15 protein-coding genes are annotated in these 19,309 nt (G+C 73.7%); 10 read left to right on the forward strand and 5 right to left on the reverse strand.

What is annotated here, in order from left to right:
• Positions 1–52 precede the first annotated feature (52 nt).
• Positions 53–259, forward strand: coding sequence for a hypothetical protein (locus tag B5D80_RS25995; RefSeq protein ID WP_088646578.1), 207 nt, complete (start codon positions 53–55; stop codon positions 257–259).
• Positions 260–363: 104 nt separating this feature from the next.
• Positions 364–1,953 (forward strand): ATP-dependent DNA ligase, encoded by a 1,590-nt coding sequence (locus B5D80_RS26000; RefSeq protein ID WP_245854986.1) that lies wholly within the window; start codon positions 364–366, stop codon positions 1,951–1,953.
• Between the two features lie 22 nt (positions 1,954–1,975).
• Here B5D80_RS26000 and B5D80_RS26005 read toward each other — a convergent pair whose 3' ends face one another.
• A complete protein-coding gene (locus B5D80_RS26005) occupies positions 1,976–2,809 on the reverse strand; it encodes a hypothetical protein (RefSeq protein WP_245854987.1) in 834 nt (277 codons plus the stop codon).
• Positions 2,810–3,047: 238 nt separating this feature from the next.
• On the reverse strand, positions 3,048–3,863 hold the full coding sequence (locus B5D80_RS26010; protein WP_088646580.1) for an SURF1 family cytochrome oxidase biogenesis protein: 816 nt from the start codon (positions 3,861–3,863) through the stop codon (positions 3,048–3,050).
• 183 nt (positions 3,864–4,046) lie between these two features.
• On the opposite strand from B5D80_RS26010, the gene B5D80_RS26015 reads away from it, so the two are divergent.
• The gene (locus tag B5D80_RS26015; protein ID WP_088646600.1) at positions 4,047–5,423 is read left to right on the forward strand and encodes a cobyrinic acid a,c-diamide synthase CobB; all 1,377 of its coding nucleotides are present in this window, start codon (positions 4,047–4,049) and stop codon (positions 5,421–5,423) included.
• Between the two features lie 40 nt (positions 5,424–5,463).
• Here B5D80_RS26015 and B5D80_RS26020 read toward each other — a convergent pair whose 3' ends face one another.
• Positions 5,464–7,596: a transglycosylase domain-containing protein gene (locus tag B5D80_RS26020; RefSeq protein WP_088646581.1), complete on the reverse strand. Its 2,133-nt coding sequence runs from the start codon at positions 7,594–7,596 to the stop codon at positions 5,464–5,466.
• 166 nt (positions 7,597–7,762) lie between these two features.
• Here B5D80_RS26020 and cobC point away from each other — a divergent pair, with 166 nt between their 5' ends.
• Genes cobC through cobA form a run of 3 tightly spaced genes read left to right on the forward strand, consistent with a single transcriptional unit; the run spans position 7,763 to position 11,309 of the window.
• Positions 7,763–8,899 carry an Rv2231c family histidinol phosphate aminotransferase CobC gene (cobC, locus tag B5D80_RS26025; RefSeq protein ID WP_088646582.1) on the forward strand — a complete coding sequence of 379 codons (1,137 nt, stop codon included), beginning with the start codon at positions 7,763–7,765 and terminating at the stop codon, positions 8,897–8,899.
• Positions 8,899–10,023, forward strand: coding sequence for a nicotinate-nucleotide--dimethylbenzimidazole phosphoribosyltransferase (cobT, locus tag B5D80_RS26030; RefSeq protein ID WP_088646583.1), 1,125 nt, complete (start codon positions 8,899–8,901; stop codon positions 10,021–10,023). Before cobC ends, cobT begins: the two co-directional genes overlap by 1 nt.
• Positions 10,020–11,309 (forward strand): uroporphyrinogen-III C-methyltransferase, encoded by a 1,290-nt coding sequence (gene cobA, locus B5D80_RS26035; protein WP_088646584.1) that lies wholly within the window; start codon positions 10,020–10,022, stop codon positions 11,307–11,309. Before cobT ends, cobA begins: the two co-directional genes overlap by 4 nt.
• A gap of 116 nt (positions 11,310–11,425) precedes the next feature.
• Here cobA and otsB read toward each other — a convergent pair whose 3' ends face one another.
• Positions 11,426–13,987 carry a trehalose-phosphatase gene (gene otsB / locus B5D80_RS26040; protein ID WP_088646601.1) on the reverse strand — a complete coding sequence of 854 codons (2,562 nt, stop codon included), beginning with the start codon at positions 13,985–13,987 and terminating at the stop codon, positions 11,426–11,428.
• A gap of 41 nt (positions 13,988–14,028) precedes the next feature.
• Positions 14,029–15,429 carry an alpha,alpha-trehalose-phosphate synthase (UDP-forming) gene (locus B5D80_RS26045; RefSeq protein WP_088646585.1) on the reverse strand — a complete coding sequence of 467 codons (1,401 nt, stop codon included), beginning with the start codon at positions 15,427–15,429 and terminating at the stop codon, positions 14,029–14,031.
• Between the two features lie 342 nt (positions 15,430–15,771).
• Here B5D80_RS26045 and ettA point away from each other — a divergent pair, with 342 nt between their 5' ends.
• The 4 genes from ettA (at position 15,772) to B5D80_RS26065 (ending at position 19,302) form a co-directional block, all read left to right on the forward strand.
• Complete coding sequence (ettA, locus tag B5D80_RS26050; protein WP_088646586.1) at positions 15,772–17,448, forward strand: energy-dependent translational throttle protein EttA; 1,677 nt, start codon at positions 15,772–15,774, stop codon at positions 17,446–17,448.
• Between the two features lie 2 nt (positions 17,449–17,450).
• The gene (locus tag B5D80_RS26055) at positions 17,451–17,897 is read left to right on the forward strand and encodes an acyl-CoA thioesterase (protein ID WP_088646587.1); all 447 of its coding nucleotides are present in this window, start codon (positions 17,451–17,453) and stop codon (positions 17,895–17,897) included.
• Positions 17,894–18,589, forward strand: coding sequence for a DUF8185 domain-containing protein (locus B5D80_RS26060; protein WP_088646588.1), 696 nt, complete (start codon positions 17,894–17,896; stop codon positions 18,587–18,589). Before B5D80_RS26055 ends, B5D80_RS26060 begins: the two co-directional genes overlap by 4 nt.
• 131 nt (positions 18,590–18,720) lie before the next feature.
• A complete protein-coding gene (locus B5D80_RS26065) occupies positions 18,721–19,302 on the forward strand; it encodes a type III secretion system chaperone family protein (RefSeq protein WP_088646589.1) in 582 nt (193 codons plus the stop codon).
• The last annotated feature ends 7 nt before the right edge of the window (positions 19,303–19,309 follow it).

Genomic DNA, 19,309 nt, shown 5'->3' on the forward strand with positions numbered 1-19,309 from the left:
GATGTCGGGGTTTGCGGCGTGTCGTACGCTCGCCTGGTATAGCCTTTCGAACATGCGTACGAACGACGTGATGACGCGGCTGGAAGCCGCCGTGAGCGCTCTGGGGGACGTCGACGTCTCCGCGTGGCCCGAGGACACGCTCAAGGAACAGCTCGGCGAGCTCTCGGCCGTGCTGGTCGCCCTGGACGGCGTGCTGTCCCGGGTCGCCGACGGCGTCCGCGCCCGTGGGCTGCGCATCGAGGAGCCCGTCTCGGTCTGAGCCGTGGCACCGGGTGGTCACACCCGGCACCACTGGGGAGGACGGCCGGATCGGGACGGCCCGGGTACGGCAATACCCGGGCGATGTCGGGGGTGGCTGGCAGGATGAGGTGCGTGCGGTTCCTCGACCTGGCAGCCACCTCCGCGGCCGTCGCGGCCACCACCGGCCGGCGGGCCAAGGTGGAGCTGCTGGCCGACGCGCTGCGGGCGCTCGACCTGTCCGAGGTGTCGGTCGGCTCCGGCTACCTCGCCGGTGAGCTGCGCCAGCGGCAGACCGGCGTGGGCTGGGCCAGCCTGCGTGACCTGCCGCCGCCGGCCGCCGAGCCGACCCTGACGGTGACCGCCGTCGACGCGGCGATCGACGAAATCGCCGCCGTGCACGGCCCGGGTTCCCAGGCCCGCCGCCGGCACCTGCTCGCCGCCCTCCTCGGTGCCGCCACCGCCGACGAGCAGCGGCTGCTGGTCGACCTCTTCCGTGGCGAGCTGCGCCAGGGTGCCCAGGCGGGCCTGCTCGCCGACGCCGTCGCCAAGGCCGCCGAGGTCCCGGTGACGGCGGTCCGTCGCGCCCTGCTGCTCGCCGGTGACCTGCGGGCCGTCGCGCTCGCCGCCCGCACCGGCGGGGCCGCCGCGCTGGCCGGGTTCGGGCTCCGGGTGGGCCGCCCGCTCGCGCCGATGCTGGCCCAGAGCGCCCCCTCGGTCGACGCCGCGCTCCAGGCCACCGGGGTGCCGGCGGTGGTCGACGTCAAACTCGACGGCATCCGCATCCAGGTACACCGCTCCGGCGACGACGTCGCGGTCTTCACCCGCAGCCTCGACGAGATCACCGCCCGGCTGCCCGGGGTGGTCGCCGCCGTACGCGCCCTGCCGGTCCGTGACGTGGTGCTCGACGGCGAGGCGATCGGGTTGGACACCGCCGGCCGTCCGCTGCCGTTCCCGCAGACCTCCAGCCGGGCGGCCCGCCGGGCCACCACCGCCGCGACCGGGGTCACCTCCGCCAGCGGTGCGGCCGACGTGGCCCCGCTGGCCGAGGCGACCGCGCTCACGCCGTACTTCTTCGACCTGCTGCACCTCGACGGCGACGACCTGATCGATCTGCCGGGCCGGCAGCGGTGGGCCCGGCTCGCCGACGTGGTCGACGGGTCGTTGCTGGTCGGCCGGGCCGAGGTGGAGGACCCCGAGCAGGCCGGTGCGGTGTTCGCCGCCGCGATCGACGCCGGTCAGGAGGGGGTGGTGGTCAAGTCGCCGGACGCGCCCTACGACGCCGGTCGACGGGGCACCGCCTGGGTCAAGGTCAAGCCCCGGCACACCCTCGACCTGGTCGTGCTGGCGGTCGAGTGGGGCAGCGGCCGGCGGGAGGGGTGGCTGTCCAACCTCCACCTCGGTGCCCGCGACCCGCGCACCGGCGAGTTCGTGATGCTCGGCAAGACCTTCAAGGGCCTCACCGACGACCTGCTGCGCTGGCAGACCGAACGCTTCCTCGGGCTGGCCGTGGAGCGCGGCGACTGGGTGGTGCGGGTCCGCCCCGAGCAGGTGGTCGAGATCGCCTTCGACGGGGTGCTCGCCAGCACCCGCTACCCGGGCGGGGTGGCGCTCCGGTTCGCCCGGGTGCTGCGCTACCGCGACGACAAGTCGGCCGCCGAGGCGGACACCATCGACACGGTCCGGGCGTTGCACGCCGGACGACCCACCGACTGAGCCACCCCGGCGGAACGGCCGGTCAGACCACGGACAGCGAACGGGCGTAGTTGACCTGGTTGTTGATCTGCTGCACCTGCCCCTGGTCGACCACCGGGATGCGGGCCACGTACTGGTGGCCGCCGCTGGTCACCGTCACCTGCACGGTGCCGTGGTAGCGGGTCTCCTTGATCAGCAGGAAGAGCAGGCTGAAGATGGTGAGGCAGAAGAAGCCGAGGATGGCGCAGACGATCGCCCAACTGGCGATCTTCTCCTCCCGCTGCCAGTGGTCGGTCACGTACCAGGTGGCACCGGCCAGGGGCAGCACCCCGGCCGGGGTGTGGATCATGGGCGGATTCACCATGATCTCGCCGATCTGCACCGCCGCCGGCTGCTGACCACCCGCCGCCCCCGGCAACGGCGGGGTGAACTGCGGCGGGTACGGCCCCGGCTGGCCCACCGGCGCGGCGTACGGGTCTACCCCGGCCGGTGCCGGGAACGGTGCCGGCGGCGTGGAGAACTGGGCGGGCGGGGCCGAGAACTGGGCCGGTGGTGCCGAGAACTGGGCGGGCGGTGCCGAGAACTGGGCCGGTGGGCCGGAGAACGGTGCCGGTGGCGTCGGGTACTGCCCGGCCGCCGACGGGGTGGAGGGGTCGGCCGGTGCCGCCGGGGGAGGCGTGGCCGGTAACGGCGCGGTGGGAGGTGTCTGCTGCGCCGGTGCCGCCGGGAAGGCCGCCGGGGGCGCGGGGAACGCCGCCGGGGGCTGGGGCACGTCCGGCGACGGAGCCCAGGGATCGTAGGCGGGGCTCGCCTGCGTGGGCGGACCGGACGGGGCGGGCGGATCGGACGGGTACGACGGGGCGGGGTCGGAGGTCACCGCGACACCTCACGCGCGTTGAACATCCTGCGGACCATACAGCGTCAGGCGTCGCCGCGCGTCCCGGCGCGGTTCCGACGCGGGGGTACGGCGGCCCGCCGAGGGCCCGGTGCGGCCACCGCCAGTCGCCCCGGCCGGGTGGCTCCGGCACTCGACCGGTTGATGGCATGACGTCATCAGCTCGAAAGGACACGCACCCACGATGGGGCACCGCCCGACTGGTGCCGGGGCCGGGCGGTCAGGCGGAGGGGGCCGGTTCGGCGGCCCGGTCCACCGGAGGCTTCGGCGCGTCCAGGCCGGCGGCCCGTCGGGCCTCCCGCCGGGCCACCCAGCCGTAGCCGAAGAGCGTCATCACGGCGAACAACCACCACTGGACGACGTAGCCGAAGTTCTGCCAGTTGTTCGTGTGCCCGATCGGCACCGCCCGGAACGCCGGGTCGTTCGCCGGGGTCTGCTCGTCGAGCAGCAGGTACGCCCCGTGCAGCGGGTACGGCAGTTCCCGGGCCAGCTTGTCCACGGTCACCCGGCGGGTCTCCAACCGGCCGTCGCGCCGGTCCACGCCGTTGCCGCCGGTCTCGGTGGGGTGCACCCGGCCGACGACGGTCACCTGACCGGTCGGCAGCGCCGGCACCTCGGGCATGGCCAGCGCGCCGCCGGGTGCCGGGGGAACCCAGCCCCGGTCGACCAGCACGGCCGTACCGTCGTCGAGCACCAGCGGGGCGAGCACCTCGAAGCCGACCCGGCTCTCCACCGTCCGGCCCCGGACCAGGATGACGTTCGCGGCGTCGTACCGGCCGGTGGCGGTGACCCTGCTCCACTCGGCCTGCGCGGCGGGGGCCGCGCCGACGGTGCCCGCGCCGCCGGTGGGGGCCGGCAGCGTCGACCGCAGCGGCGCGGGGGTGCCGGCGGTGCCGGCGTCGATCCGTTCGTTGACGGCGGTACGTTCCCGGTAGCGGTCCAGTTGCCAGTTGCCCAGCAGCACCATGACGGCGGCGGCGGCCAGGGTCAGCGCGAGGATGCCCAGCCAGCGTGGGGTCAGCAGGAACCGGTACACAGCACGAGGCTACCCGTATGACCGACGCCACCCTGCGCGACGGCCCGGCACCGGCCCGTACGGTGTGCGCATCGGCGGTCTCCACCTGTCGCCGGGGGCGGGTATGGTCACGCCTGCGGATCACCGCCGGTGTTCCTCCCGGCCGTCCGCGAGCCACCGCCCGTCGCCACCGAGGAGTCGACGATGACCTCCGTGCCGCGCCTCGTGTTCAGCGCGCCGTCCTCCGGCCACGGCACCAACGCGCTGTCCGTCGGTCTGCTCGCCGCCCTCGCCGACCGGGGGCTCGACGTCGCCGGGTTCAAGGTCGGCCCGGACCACGTCGACGCCGCCTACCTCGGCCTGGCCGCCGGCCGTCCCGGCCGTACCCTCGACCCCCGGCTGACCGGCGGCGACCGGCTCGGGCCCCTCTTCGCGTACGGCGCGCAGGGTGCCGCGTTGGCCCTGGTCCAGGGCACCATGGGGCTGTACGACTCGGTCGCGGGCCGCCCCGAGGCGGAGTCCACGGCCGCCGTGGCGACCGCGCTGCGCAGCCCCGTCGTGCTGGTGATCGACGTGGCGGCGATGGGGCAGTCGGTGGCCGCCCTGGTGCACGGCTTCCGCTCGTACGACGAGCAGCTCTGGTTGGGTGGGGTGATCCTCACCCAGGTCGCCTCCGGCCGGCACGAGGCCATGCTCCGGGAGGCGCTCGACGACGTCGGGATGCCCGTCTACGGCGCGCTGCGCCGGCACGAACTGCCCCCGGTGCTGCCCGCCCGCCGGCACGGCGTGGTGCCGGTCCTCGGCCGCGACGCCGAGGCGTCCCGGGCGGTGCGCCGGCTCGGCGAGGCGGTCGCCGGGACGGTCGACCTGGAACGCCTGCTCGGGTTGGCCCGTTCCGCCCCGGCGCTCTCCGTCCCGGCCTGGTCGCCGGTGTCCGACGCCCCGGTGTCCGACGCGCCGGTGGTGGCGCTCGCCGGCGGCCCCGGCGGCAGCTACAGCCTCCCGGAGACCGCCGAGCTGCTGCGGGCCGCCGGTGCCCAGGTGGTCACCGTCGACCCGCTGCGCGACGAGGCGCTGCCCCCCGGCACCCGCGCGCTGGTCGTCGGGGGCGCGCTGCCCGAGTCGTACGCGCGGGACCTGTCGGCCAACCGGCGGCTGTGCATCGCGGTGGCCGAACTGGCCCGCACCGGCCGTCCGGTGATCGCCGAGGGCACCGGCCTGCTGTGGCTGGCCCGGGAACTGGACGGGCTGCCGATGTGCGGGGTGCTGGACGCGATCGGCGCGAGCCGGGACGGCCTGGTGGTCGGCTACCGGGAGGCGACCGCACTGTCCGACAGCGCGGTCGCCCGTACCGGTGCGACGGTGGTGGGTTACAAGCAGCACGGCGCGGTGCTCACCCCCCGGGCCGGGCAGCGGGCCGCCTGGGGTTGGGAGGGCGGCACGCCCGAGGGCTTCGTCTGGCGGGGTGTGCACGCCTCCCAGCTCGGCCTGCACTGGGCGGCGTACCCCGAGATCGCGACCCGGCTGGTGACGGCGGCGGCGCTGCCCTCGCCGGTCGAGGGCGTCGCCGCGCCGGCCTGACCGGCCCCGGCTGGACCGGCCAGCGCCCACCGGCCCCGCCTCAGCCGACGATGGCGTCCGATGGTGGGGTGAACTGGCGGGTCGGGGTGCCCTTGAGGCCGTCGCGCAGGGTCTGGGCGACCGCGTTGACCGGGACCTGGGACTGCCCGTCACCGACGGCGTTGAACGGGTTGTCCGGGTCGGCGATGAAGCTCGCCGCCGCCAGTTCCGGGGTGTAGCCGACGAACCAGGCCGACCGGGTGCTGTCCGTGGTGCCGGTCTTGCCGGCCACCGGGCGGCCCACCGTGCCCCGGACGCTGTCCGCCGTCGACCAGCCGCCGCAGGTTCCCTTGGCCGGGGTGTCGCCGGTGGGGCAGCGGGCCGCGTCGGTGGCGGCACGGGCGGCGTCGGCGTTCACCACCTGCCGGCAGCGCGGCTTGGCGACCTCCCGTTCGATGCCGCCGGCGGTCTTGTAGGTGGCCGGGGTGCCGTCCCGGTTGGTGATCGAGTTGACAGGCATCGCCTCGCAGTAGCGCCCGTCGGCGGCGATCGCGGCGTACGCGTTGGCCATCTCCAGCGGGGTGGCGTCGGAGACGCCCAGGGTGAACGCGCCCCACTTCTTCGCCTTGGTCGGCGACGCCTGCTCCTTGTCGACGTCGGTACGCCAGCGCAGGCCGAGCTGCTCGGCGAGGTGCACCCCCCGGTCCGCGCCGATCTTCTCCTCCAGCTGGACGAAGTAGGTGTTCACCGACTTGCCGAACCCGGACCACATGGTCTGCCGGCCGGTCATCGCGGCGCTGGCGTTGGACGGGGCCCACCCGTCGTAGACGGCCGACTTGTACCGGTAGGGCGAGTCGAACGCGGTGGACAGCGGCATCCCGGCGTCCAGGGCGGCCAGCATCGGGAACATCTTGAACGTCGAGCCGGCCTGGTAGCCCGGGAGGGTGCCGCCGCCGAGCAGCGGGGCGACCGTGTTCGGGTAGTTCGCCTTCATCTTCGGGTCGGCCTCGGGGTTCGAGCTGGGTCCGTTCTCGCTGACGTCCAGGGAGTACGTGCGGTTCACCGCCATCGCCTTGATCCGTCCGGTGCCCGGTTCGGCGACCACGATCCCGTTGGCGAAGGGGCTGTCGACGCGGTCCTTCGCGCCGACGTTCGTCTCGGCGGCGGCCTGCACCTTGGGGTCGAGGCTCAGCACGATCCGGTAGCCGCCCCGGCGCAGCTTGTCCATCCGTTCCAGCCGGTTCTCCCCGAACGCGGGCTGCGCGCTCCACCAGTTCTTCACGTAGTCGCAGGCGAAGCCCCAGGTGTTGTACTTGTCGGGGATCGCGGCGCAGTCGTTGGCGGGGGTGGTGGGCCGGGTCCGGATGGGTTCGCTCTTGGCCACCGCGGCGGCGTCCGGGGACAGGTAGCCGAGCTGGGTCATCTTGTCGAGCACGTAGTTGCGCCGGCCGGTGGCCTCCTTCTGGTCCGAGCTGAGCGGGTCGTACTCGGAGGGGGACTTGACCAGGCCGGCGAGGGTGGCCGCCTCGACCGGGGTGAGCGTGGCCGGGGTCTTGGAGAAGAAGATCTGCGCCGCGGCGTAGATGCCGTACGCCCGGTGACCGAAGTACGCCGAGTTGAGGTAGCGCTCCAGGATCTGGTCCTTGGTCAGCTCCTTCTCGATGTCCAGCGCCATCCGCATCTCCTTGACCTTGCGCAGGCTGGTCTGCTGGATGGCCTCCTGGACCTCCTGCGGCGTCTGCGCACTGTCCCGCAGCGCCATCCGGACGTACTGCATGGTCAGGGTGGAGGCGCCCTGGGAGACGCCGCTGGAGCGGGTGTTGGCCACGAAGGCGCGCGCGACGCCCTTCGGGTCGACGCCCCGGTGCTGGTAGAAGCGGTTGTCTTCGGCGGCGACGATGGCCTGCTGGATGTTCGGCGACATGTCCGACAACTTGGTGTACTGCCGGTACTCCTCGTAGAACATCGTCAGGATCGTCGTGCCGTCTGGCGCGTAGAGGTAGGACGTCTCGGCGGGCAGGGCGGTCCGCAGGATGTTCGTCTTGTGCTCCACGGCGTGCGCGGTGGCCTTGGCGCCCAGGCCGGTCACGGCGGCCAGCGGGTACGCCACGGCGGCGAGCACGATGCCGGCGATCAGCCCGGCACGCAGGAGAGGAACGGAACGACCAGCGGCAGCAAGGGGTCGATTGCTCACCTGGTCAAGTTATGACATTTCCGATTCGTCCATGAGAAGAATTCATGAACGCTCGGGCGTTCCCCGGCCGGGACGGCAGCCGTGGGTGAAGGGTCCGGTGTGCCGTGATGTGGACCACCCCGGGATCGGCTGTCCCCTGCGCCGGCTTCCCGGCAGGATCGCGGACATGCATGGGCAACTCACCGGCGTCGAGCCGTCGACCGGCCCGGAAGCCGCCGGTGCCGGCCCGGCGACCGCGCCCGGGGCGACCGTCGACGCCGAACCGGACCTCGCCCACCACGGGGACGCCGAGGCCACCCCCGGCCTGGTCGACCTGGCCGTCAACGTCCGCCGCGACCCGATGCCGGACTGGCTGGCCGACCCGGTCACCGCCGCCCTCGCCGACCTGGCCGGCTACCCCGACCCCCGGCCGGCCCGCGCCGCCGTCGCCGCCCGGCACGGCCGCCCACCGGCGGAGGTGCTGCTCACCGCCGGTGCCGCCGAGGGCTTCGTGCTGCTCGCCCGCGCCCTGGTCGGGGTGCGCCGCCCGGTGGTGGTGCACCCGCAGTTCACCGAGCCGGAGGCCGCGCTGCGGGCCGCCGGCCACCGGGTCGAACGGCTCCTGCTCGACCCGGACGACGACTTCCGGCTCGACCCCGCGCGGGTGCCGGCCGACGCCGACCTGGTCATGATCGGCAACCCGACCAACCCGACCTCGGTGCTGCACCCCGCCACCGACCTGGCCGCCCTGGCCCGGCCCGGCCGGGTGCTCGTCGTCGACGAGGCGTTCGCCGACACCACCGGTGTCCCCGGCGTCGACGGCGAACCCGAGTCGCTCGCGGCCCGCCGGGACCTGCCCGGCCTGGTCGTGGTGCGCAGCCTCACCAAGACCTGGGGCCTGGCCGGGCTGCGGATCGGCTACCTGCTCGGCGAGGCCGCCCTGCTGGAGCGGCTGGCCGCCGCCCAGCCGCTGTGGGCCGTGTCCACCCCGGCGCTGGCCGCCGCCACCGCCGTCGCGTCCCCGGCCGGTGTCGCCGCCGAGCGCGCCATCGCCGCCCGGCTCGCCGCCGACCGCGAGCACCTGGTGCGCCGCCTGTCGGCCCTACCGGGGGTACGCGTCGCGGGCCGCCCGGCCAGCGCCTTCGTCCTGGTCCACCGGCCCGGGGCCGACCGGGTACGCCAGGCGTTGCGCGACCGGGGCTGGGCGGTACGACGTGGCGACACCTTCCCCGGGCTGGGTCCGGACTGGCTGCGGATCGCCGTCCGCGACCCGGCCACCACGGATGCGTTCATCGAGGTACTGGCGGAGATCCTGGAGGCATGATGTTGGAGACGACGATCGCGGAGATCGGTCCGCCCGACCCGGTGGCGATGACGGCCGCCCGGGACCTCCAGGCCCGCCTGACCAAGCCGGCCGGCTCGCTCGGCGTGCTGGAGGAGCTGTCCGTACGCCTGGCCGGCCTGGCCGGGGTCTGCCCGCCGCCGCTGCCCGAACCGGCGGCGGTGGCGATCTTCGCCGGGGACCACGGCGTGCACGCCCAGCGGGTCACCCCGTGGCCGCAGGAGGTCACCGCCCAGATGATCGGGAACTTCCTGGCCGGCGGGGCGGTCGTCAACGCGTTCGCCCGGCAGGCCGGCGCGTCGGTCACCGTGGTCGACGTCGGTGTGGCCGCGCCGTTGCCGTTCCCGCCCGCCGACGCCACGTCCGCTGATGCCGCGCCCGCCGACGCCGCGTCCGGCCCGACCGGCACCGCCCCGGCACCGCCGCGCCTGCTCGACGCGAACGTGCGACGCGGCACCCGGGACATGACGGTCACCGCCGCCCTCACCCGGGACGAGGCGCGGGCGGCGGTCGAGACCGGCATCCGGGTCGCCGGCGGGCTGATCGACGCCGGGGCGGGGGTGCTGCTCACCGGCGACATGGGGATCGCCAACACCACGCCGGCCGCCGCGCTGGTCGCCGCGTTCACCGGGGTCGACCCGGAGGCGGCCACCGGCCGGGGCACCGGGGTGGACGACGAGACGTACCGGCGCAAGGTCGGCGTGGTGCGCACGGCGCTTCAGCGGCACCGGCCCGACCCGGCCGATCCGCTGGGGGTGCTGGCCGCCGTCGGTGGCCTGGAGCACGCGGCGCTGGCCGGCCTGATCCTCGGCGCGGCGGCCCGCCGGGTGCCGGTGCTGCTCGACGGGGTGATCGCGGTCAGCGCCGCGCTGGCCGCCGCCGCCCTCGCCCCCGACGCGGTCGGTGCGATGGTCGCCGGGCACCGCTCCGTCGAGCCGGGTGCCACCGTGGCGCTGCGGCACCTCGGCCTCGACCCGCTTGTCGACCTCGGCCTGCGCCTCGGCGAGGGCGCCGGGGCGCTGCTGGCCCTGCCGGTGGTCACCGGCGCGGTCCGGGTGCTGCACGAGGTGGCCACCTTCGACGCGGCGGGGGTCTCCGAGAAGTGAGCACCAACCCGTACCCCCTCGGCCTGCGGCTCGCCGGGCGGCGGGTGGTCGTGGTGGGCGGCGGCGCCGTGGCCAGCCGGCGGGTGCCCGCCCTGCTGGACGCCGGGGCCGACGTGCTGCTGGTCGCCCCCGAGGTCACCCCCGCGTTGCGCGCGCACGTCGACGCCGGGCGGCTGCACTGGCGGCCCCGCCGGTTCGCCCCCGACGACCTCGACGGGGCGTGGCTGGTCCAGGTCGCGGTGGACGACCCGCTCGCCGCCGCCTCGGTCAGCGCGGTCGCCGACGAACGGCGGATCTTCTGCGTCCGGGCCGACGACCGGACGGCGGCCACCGCGTGGACCCCGGCGGTGACCCGGCACGGGCCGGTGACGGTGGCCGTGCTGGGCGGGGGAGACCCGCACCGGGCGATGGGTGTCCGGGACGCAGTCCGGGAGCTGCTCGCCGCCCGGACGGGCCCGCTCGTCGACCCGGGGGAACCGGTGGCGGACGCGCCCGTCGCGGGCCCGCCGGAGCCGACGCCGGCCGGGTCCGGCGACGCCGTGACCCGTCCTGGTGGCCCGGTCGGCCGGGTGTCGCTGGTCGGCGCGGGGCCGGGCGACCCGGAGCTGATCACGGTGAAGGGGTGGCGGCTGCTCACCGAGGCGGACGTGGTGGTCGCCGACCGGCTGGTGCCCGGCCTGCTCCTGGACGAGTTGCGTCCCGACGTCGAGTTGGTCGACGCCGCGAAGATTCCCTACGGGCCGTCCCGCGCCCAGGAGGAGATCAACCGCATCCTGGTCGACCGGGCGCTCGCCGGCAAGGTCGTGGTGCGCCTCAAGGGCGGCGACCCGTACGTCTTCGGGCGTGGCGGGGAGGAGCTGCTGGCCTGTGCGGAGGCCGGCGTGCCGGTGACCGTGGTGCCCGGGGTGACCAGCGCCGTGGCCGTGCCGGCGGCGGCCGGTGTCCCGGTCACCCACCGGGCGGTGGCGCACGAGTTCACGGTGGTCTCCGGGCACGTCGCCCCGGACTCGCCGGTCTCCCTGGTGCGCTGGGAGGCCCTCGCCGGCCTGCGGGGCACCCTGGTGGTGCTGATGGGGCTCAAGAACCTGGCCGCCATCGCCGACACCCTGACCCGGCACGGCCGGGACGCGGCGACCCCGGTCGCGGTGATCCAGGAGGGCACCACTGGTGGTCAGCGCAGCCTGCGGTCGACGCTCGGCGCGGTGGCGGCCGACGTGGTCGCGGCGGGCCTGCGCCCCCCGGCCATCGTGGTGATCGGCGACGTGGTCGACGCCCTGACGCCCTGACCCTGCCGGGCCGTCCGGCCGTCCGCGTCTTGATCCACCCCTTGTGGGCCGATGTGGCGGTATCCCGTGTCGCGGATACCGCTACATCGGCCCAACTGAGTCGATCGTGTGGGGCGCTACTGCTTGAGCATGTTGTCGAGCAGCAGGGCGCACCGGATCAGGCCGAGGTGGCTGTACGCCTGCGGGTGGTTGCCCAGCCCGCGCTCGGCCAGCGGGTCGTACTGCTCGGGGAGCAGCCCGGTCGGGCCGGCGGTGTCGACCATCTGGGCGAACAGCTCCTCGGCGTCGGTACGCCGACCGGTGCGCAGGTACGCCTCGATCAGCCACGCCGTGCAGATGTGGAAGCCACCCTCCCGGCCCGGCAGCCCGTCGTCCCAGTGGTAGCGGTAGACGACCGGGCCGCTGCGCAGATCCGCCTCGATCTTGAGCACGGTGGAGAGGAAGCGCGGGTCGTCGCCCGGGAGCAGGCCGGACAGCCCGATCCAGAGCGAGGACGCGTCCATGTCCTCGTCGCCGTACGCGACGCTGTACGCCTCGACCTCCTCGTGCCAGCCGTTCTCCAGCACGTTGGCGCCGATCCGGTCGCGCAGCTCCACCCACTCCGGCCGGTCCTCGCCGTCGTGCTGACGCACCACGTGCAGGGCCCGGTCGACGGTCATCCAGCACATCACCTTGGAGAAGATGTGGTGCCGGGGTGGGAGGCGGGCCTCCCAGATGCCGTGGTCGGGCTCGTGCCAGCGGCGGCGGACCGCCTCGACCATGTTGTCCAGCACCCGCCACTCGTCGTCGCGGACCGAACCCCGGGCGTCGGCGACGGCCGCGATCAGGTCGGCGATCGGGCCGAAGACGTCCAGTTGGAGCTGGTGGTTGGCGAGGTTGCCGACCCGGACCGGCCGGGAGCCGGCGTACCCGGGAAGGGTGTCGATGACCGCCTCGGCACCCAGCTCGTAGCCGTCGACGGTGTAGAGCGGGTGCAGCCGCTCGGGGTGCCCGCCGGTGCGCTCGATGCAGCCGTCCACCCAGCGCAGCAGCGCCTCGGCCTCCTCGATCGAGCCGAGGTCGACCAGGGCCCGCGCGGTCATCGCCGCGTCCCGCAGCCAGCAGTACCGGTAGTCCCAGTTGCGGACGCCGCCCAGCTCCTCCGGCAGCGAGGTGGTCGCCGCCGCCAGGATCGAGCCGGTCGCCTCGTGGCAGAGCCCGCGCAGGGTGAGCGCACTGCGGGCGACCAGGTCCCGGGCGGTGGCGGGCAGCCGCAGCGAGGCCACCCAGTCCTTCCAGGGCTGCTCCGCTTTGGCCTGCCGCTCGTGGATGCCGACCGCGTGGTCCTCCAGGCTGTGCGTGCCGAAGCGCAGCTCCAGCACCACCTGGCCGCCGGTGGCGGAGAGGTCGACCACGGCGTGCGCGGTCTCGTACCCGCCGTCGTTGCGGACCTGCCAGGTGACCCCGGGGGAGTAGAGCGCCACGGGCTCGTTGGAGCCGAGCACCAGCAGGCCGTCGTCCATCGGCTGGAGCTGGGTGGCGACCTGCCCGAACTCGGGACGCGGGGCGAACTCGACCCGGGCCCGCCCGGAGCCGGTGAGCACCCGGACCAGGGTGGAGTCACCGGTGACGACGGCCGGGCCGTCCGGGGTGGTCTCCCGGGCCGGCAGGTCCAGCCAGTCGGTGACGGTGAGCCCCGACCAGCGGGTCTCCACGGTCATCGTGCCGTTGCGGTAGCGCTGGCCCAGCGGGATGCCGCCCCGCTCCGGCCCGACCGTGAAGTGCCCGGCCGGGCTGCCGCCGACCAGGTCGGCGAAGATCGCCGCCGAGTCGGGCTTGGGGTGGCAGAGCCAGCTCACCTTGGCCTCGGGGGTGAGCAGCGCGACGGTACGGCCGTTGGCCAGCATCGAGTGCCGTTCGATCGGCACCGCCCGCTCGCCGAACAGCCAGTGCCGGCGGGTCTCCAGCAGCAGGCCGAGCGCGCGGGCCGCCTCGACCGGCTCGGCCACCCGGTAGTGCGCCTGGGTGTCCCCCGGGCCGATCTTGATGCCCAGGTCGGGGCCGCGCAGGGTGCCGAAGGCGTTCTCGTCGGTGACGTCGTCGCCGATGAACAGCACCGCGCTGGCCGAGAGCTGGGTGCGGAGCTGGTCGACCGCGGTGCCCTTGTGGGTGGCGACCACCGACAGCTCGATGACCTCCTTGCCCTGGGTGACGGTGACGTCGTCCCATTTGGCGGGGCCGTTGCGGACGGCCTCGACGGCGGCGGCGGCGACCTGCGGTTCGACCCCGCGGGTGTGCACCGCGACGCTCGCCGGCTTGCGCTCCAGCCGTACCCCCGGGTGGGCCTGGGCGATCTCGCGCAGCGCGTCGCGCAGCCGGGTGCGCACGGCGACCAACTCGGGGGAGAGCCGCTCGACGAAGCCGATGTCGAACTCGGAGCCGTGGCTGCCGACGAGGTGGATCTCGTTGGGCAGCCGGGACAGCGCGGCCAGGTCGCGCAGCGCCCGCCCGGAGACCACCGCGACGGTGGTCTGCGGCAGCGAGGCCAGCGCCCGGACGGCGGCGACCGACTCGGGCAGCGGCACCGCCTTGCTCGGGTCCTCCACGATCGGCGCGAGGGTGCCGTCGTAGTCGCAGGCGACGAGGAGCTGTGGTACGCGGGCGACGCGCCCGATCGCGGCGAGCAGTTCCGGGTCCATCGTCCCGGCGGCGGGGGTGATGATCTCGGCGGTGGGGGCGTTCACTCGGCCTCCGTCCCCGGTGCGCCCAACTCGGTCAGAAAGGACTTCGCCCAGTGCCCCACATCGTGGGTGCGCAGGTGACGTTGCATGATCCGCATGCGTCGACGGGCCTCCGGCTTCTCTACGTGTACAGCCCGCAGGAGGGCGTCCTTGACGGCGTCGGGGTCGTGCGGATTGCACAGGAACGCCTGGCGCAACTCGGTGGCGGCGCCGGCGAACTCACTGAGCACGAGCGCACCGCCCTGGTCGGCGCGCGATGCGACGTACTCCTTGGCCACCAGGTTCATTCCGTCTCGCAGCGGGGTCACCATCATCACGTCGGCCGCGACGTACATCGCGGCCAGTTCGCTGCGACTGTACGACTGATGCAGATAATGCACCGCCGGCACGCCGACCCTGCCGAATTCGCCGTTAATCCGACCAACCTCGCGTTCCACCTTGACCCGAAGTGCCTGGTAGTGCTCCACGCGCTCCCGGCTGGGGGTGGCCACCTGCACCATAACCGCGTCCGGAACTGTCAACTTTCCGTCAGCAAGGAGTTCCCGGAAGGCCTTGAGGCGGAGTTCGATGCCCTTCGTGTAGTCGAGCCGGTCGACGCCCAGGATGATCGTCTTCGGGTTGCCCAGCTCCTCGCGGATCTGCTTGGCGCGGGCCTGGATCGCCGGGTCCTCGGCCAGCCGCTCCATCTCCTTGGTCTCGATCGAGATCGGGAACGCGCCGGCCTTCACCTGCCGCCCGTCGACCTGGATCATCTGGCCCTCGTAGCGCAGCCCGAGCAGGTGCCGGGCCAGCCTGACGAAGTTCTGCGCGGCCAGCCGCTGCTGGAAGCCGACCAGGTCGCTGCCGAGCAGACCGCGCAGGATCTCGGTGCGGAACGGCATCTGCATGAACAGCTCGATCGGCGGGAACGGGATGTGCAGGAAGAAGCCGATCTTGAGATCCGGCCGCAGCTCGCGCAGCATCGCCGGGACGAGCTGGAGCTGGTAGTCCTGCACCCAGACCGTCGCGCCCTCGGCCGCGACGTCCGCCGCCGCCTCCGCGAACCGGGCGTTGACCAGCCGGTACGCCTCCCGCCAGCGGCGCTTGTAGGCGGGTGTCTCGACCGCGTCGTGGTAGAGCGGCCAGATGGTCGCGTTGGACTGGCCCTCGTAGTAACGTTCCAACTCCTCGGCGCTCAACGGCACCGGATGTAGGCGGATGCCCTCCAGGTCGAACGGCTCCGGGGCGGCGCCGGTGCCACCGGCCCAGCCGACCCAGGTGCCCCGGTGCTCGGCGAGAACGGGGTGCAGCGCGGTGACCAGCCCGCCGGGGCTGCGCCGCCACTGTCGTCCCTCGGGTGTGCTCACCTCGTCGACCGGCAGTCGGTTGGCCACAACGACAAAGGAGCTACGGACGGTCACGATCGGCCACCTCCGGGTGCTGACGGGTCCACCGCGATGAGCGTACTGAGCGTAGCTGCGGCGTCTGGGACCCCGTGCCGGACTTACCTACCCGTCCCACGGCCGCTGAACCCGTACCGTGATCTTGTCAACATCACCAGCTCAGCGGTGGCGGACCCGGCGCGGACCGGACCTGGCGGGGTGATGTGGGCGCGGCCGGCCGTACCTGTCAGGATTGACGACGGCGTGCGCGTGGCCGGCCCCCGGCCGGCGGCGGGTGGAGGTCGGAGCCCGCGCCGACGCACCCGCGAGCCCGCGACAGTAACCGACGCGCGACAGTAACCGACGGAGGTACCCCGCACCGTGGCCCAGTTCATCTACGTCCTGGAAAAGGCGCGCAAGGCGCACGGCGACAAGGTCGTGCTCGACAACGTGACGCTGAACTTCCTGCCGGGGGCCAAGATCGGTGTGGTCGGCCCGAACGGCGCCGGTAAGTCCAGCCTCCTCAAGATCATGGCAGGGCTGGACAAGCCGAGCAACGGCGAGGCCCGGCTGATGCCCGGCTACACCGTCGGGATGCTCGCCCAGGAGCCCCCGCTCAACGACGCCAAGACCGTGCTCGGCAACGTCGAGGAGGCGGTCGCCGAGACCAAGGCCAAGCTGGACCGGTTCAACGCCATCGCCGAACAGATGGCCACCGACTACTCCGACGAGCTCATGGAGGAGATGGGCCGGCTCCAGGAGGAGCTGGACCACCTCGACGCCTGGGACATCGACTCCAAGCTCGAACTGGCCATGGACGCGCTGCGCTGCCCGCCGCCGGACGCCGACGTCACCCAGCTCTCCGGTGGGGAGCGCCGCCGGGTGGCGCTGTGCAAGCTGCTGCTGGAGGCGCCCGACCTGCTGCTGCTCGACGAGCCCACCAACCACCTCGACGCGGAGAGCGTGTCCTGGCTGGAGCAGCACCTGGCCAAGTACGCCGGCACCGTCATGGCGATCACCCACGACCGGTACTTCCTCGACAACGTGGCCAACTGGATCCTGGAGCTGGACCGCGGCCGGACGTACCCGTACGAGGGCAACTACTCCACCTACCTGGAGAAGAAGGCCGCCCGGCTGGCCGTCGAGGGCCGCCGCGACGCCAAGATGAAGAAGCGGCTCACCGAGGAACTGGAGTGGGTCCGCTCCAACGCCAAGGCCCGGCAGACCAAGTCCAAGGCCCGGCTGGACCGCTACGACGAGATGGCCGCCGAGGCGGAGAAGACCCGCAAGCTGGACTTCGAGGAGATCCAGATCCCGCCGGGCCCGCGCCTGGGCAGCACGGTGATCGAGGCCAACCACCTCAGCAAGGGCTTCGGCGACCGGCTGCTCATCGACGACCTGTCGTTCTCGCTGCCGCGCAACGGCATCGTCGGCATCATCGGCCCGAACGGCGTCGGCAAGACCACCCTGTTCAAGACCATCGTCGGGCTGGAGCAGCCGACCGGTGGCGAGGTCCGGGTGGGCCCCACCGTCTCGCTGTCCTACGTCGACCAGAACCGGGAGGGCCTCAACGGCGACAAGACGGTCTGGGAGGTCGTCTCCGACGGGCTGGACCACCTCATGGTCGGCAAGGTCGAGATGCCGTCGCGGGCGTACATCGCCGCGTTCGGCTTCAAGGGGCCGGACCAGCAGAAGCCGACCAAGGTGCTCTCCGGTGGCGAGCGCAACCGGCTCAACCTGGCGCTGACCCTCAAGATCGGCGGGAACGTGATCCTGCTCGACGAGCCCACCAACGACCTCGACGTCGAGACGCTGTCCAGCCTGGAGAACGCCCTGCTGGAGTTCCCCGGCTGCGCCGTGGTCATCTCCCACGACCGGATGTTCCTCGACCGGGTCGCCACCCACATCCTGGCCTGGGAGGGCGACGAGGAGAACCCGGCGAAGTGGTTCTGGTTCGAGGGCAACTTCGAGGCGTACGAGAAGAACAAGATCGACCGGCTCGGGGCGGAGGCGGCCCGGCCGCACCGGGTGACCTACCGCAAGCTGACCCGCGACTGAGCATGGCGGACCGTTTCGTCTACCACTGCACCCTGCGCTGGTCCGACCTGGACGCGTACGGCCACGTCAACAACTCGCGCTTCCTCACCCTGTACGAGGAGGCGCGGGTGGCGTTGATGTTCGCCGGCGGCAAGGCGTGGGGGGTCGGCTCGTTCGCCGACGGGGTCGTCATCCGCCGGCACGAGGTCGACTACCTGCGTCCGGTCGACTACGCGCTCGGCCGGGCCACCGCCCAGGCCGCGCCGACCGTCCGGATCGAACTGTGGGTGGAGCGCATCCGGGCCGCCTCGTTCACCGTCGCCTACGAGCTGTACGACGGTGACGTGCTGGCCAGCACCGCCCGCTCGGTGCTGGTCCCGTTCGACCTGGTGGAGAAGCGGCCCCGGCGGATCAGCGACGACGAACGGGCGTTCCTGGAGTCGTGGGCCCTGACCGACGGGGCGGCGTGAACGGCGGCGCCACCGTCCGGCCGGGGCACGGGTTGGCCGGGGCGGACGACGCGGGGGCCTTCCTGGCCCGGCTGGTCCGCCTCGACCCGGCCACGGTGGTCCGGCTACGCCCGCTGCCCGGCGTCGGCCGTACCGCGCTCTGGGCCCGGCTACCGTGGGACGTGCTGGTGGTCCGGACGGTGGCCGGGACCGCCCCGGCCGACGTCACCGTGGACGCGGCCGAGCTGCTGGCCCGGTTGGCCGACGCCGACACCGCGTTGCCGCCCGGCCGCGACGAGCGGTGGCGGTGGCCGCTGCCCCCGGTGGTGAGCCGCCCGGTCGAGGTGCTGCCCGCCGCCGAGCTGCGGCGCATCGCCGAGGCCGCGGCGGGCACCCTGCGCACCGCCGCCACCGAGGGGGTACGCGGGCGCGCGGTGGGGCAGCGGGTGCTGCGGGACGCGCTGCTCGACCACGTGGCGGTGACCGTCACTCCCGACGCCGATCCGGCCGACCCGGTGGAGATCACCCAACGGCTGGTGCAGGGGCTGGTCCGGATGGGGTTCCTCGGCCCGGCCGAGGTCACCACGGCGGGGGAGGTCCAGGTCCGGGTGGCCGGCCGGTGGGTCGGTCTGGTGGGACCATACGGAGCCGCCTGGTCGCGGAAAGTTTCGGATCTCGCAATTCGTCCGGCGCGGGATCAGCCGAAAGTATGACCCCGGCTCATTCTTCCGGGTTGGGGCTGCCGTTGGGGGGGTGTCTCAACCCGGCTGTCCGGGTACCGTCCATCCTCGGATCCAACGCACCGTAGGCGATTGGATCCGCTGGGGAGTGAGGTGCGCGAGCGATGCCGTGGTGGTCATGGCGCCCTGGTCCCGCCGCTGGCGGCGACCCGGAAACTCGAAGCGGAGTCTCGGTGGACAGCATCCGGGTGGGGCCACCGCCGCCCCGGCAACCGGCGGAGGACTGCCCCGGCACCGATCGGCCCGTCGTGACCGACCGGCCGGCCTCCGTGGCCCCGGTCACCCTGGCCCGGGTGTGCGACGCGCTCGACCTGCTCGACGTGCGCTACCTGGCCGACGGTGACGGCAACCTGCTGGCCATGTGGGAACGGCACGCGGTGCTGGTGACCCTCGAAGGCCCCGAGGACGAGATCCTGGTGATGCGGGCCCGCCCGCACGCCACCGTGCCGCCGGACTGGGCCGACCGGGCCTACCGGGTGGTCAACGAGTGGAACCACACCCGCCGGTTCTGCAAGGCGTACATCGGCGACCCGACCGAGCGCGGCCAGTTGCCCATCTACGCCGAGCTGCAGGTGCCGCTCGGCGCCGGGGCGCACGACGCGCTGCTGGTGGAGATGCTCGACTGCGGCGCGGCCGTGGCGACCACCTTCGTCGACTGGCTGCACGACGAGGGCGCTCTGCTCTGAGCCGCCC

It is taken from the genome of Micromonospora wenchangensis, assembly GCF_002210435.1.
GTDB lineage: Bacteria > Actinomycetota > Actinomycetes > Mycobacteriales > Micromonosporaceae > Micromonospora > Micromonospora wenchangensis.

Coding starts and splice junctions, on each gene's coding strand:
- B5D80_RS26055 (WP_088646587.1), top strand. CDS start 17,451: ATGGCGGACCGTTTCGTCTACCACTGCACCCTGCGCTGGTCCGACCTG.
- B5D80_RS26065 (WP_088646589.1), top strand. CDS start 18,721: ATGCCGTGGTGGTCATGGCGCCCTGGTCCCGCCGCTGGCGGCGACCCG.
- B5D80_RS26015 (WP_088646600.1), top strand. CDS start 4,047: ATGACCTCCGTGCCGCGCCTCGTGTTCAGCGCGCCGTCCTCCGGCCAC.
- B5D80_RS25995 (WP_088646578.1), top strand. CDS start 53: ATGCGTACGAACGACGTGATGACGCGGCTGGAAGCCGCCGTGAGCGCT.
- cobC (WP_088646582.1), top strand. CDS start 7,763: ATGCATGGGCAACTCACCGGCGTCGAGCCGTCGACCGGCCCGGAAGCC.
- B5D80_RS26000 (WP_245854986.1), top strand. CDS start 364: ATGAGGTGCGTGCGGTTCCTCGACCTGGCAGCCACCTCCGCGGCCGTC.
- cobT (WP_088646583.1), top strand. CDS start 8,899: ATGTTGGAGACGACGATCGCGGAGATCGGTCCGCCCGACCCGGTGGCG.
- otsB (WP_088646601.1), bottom strand. CDS start 13,987: ATGGACCCGGAACTGCTCGCCGCGATCGGGCGCGTCGCCCGCGTACCA.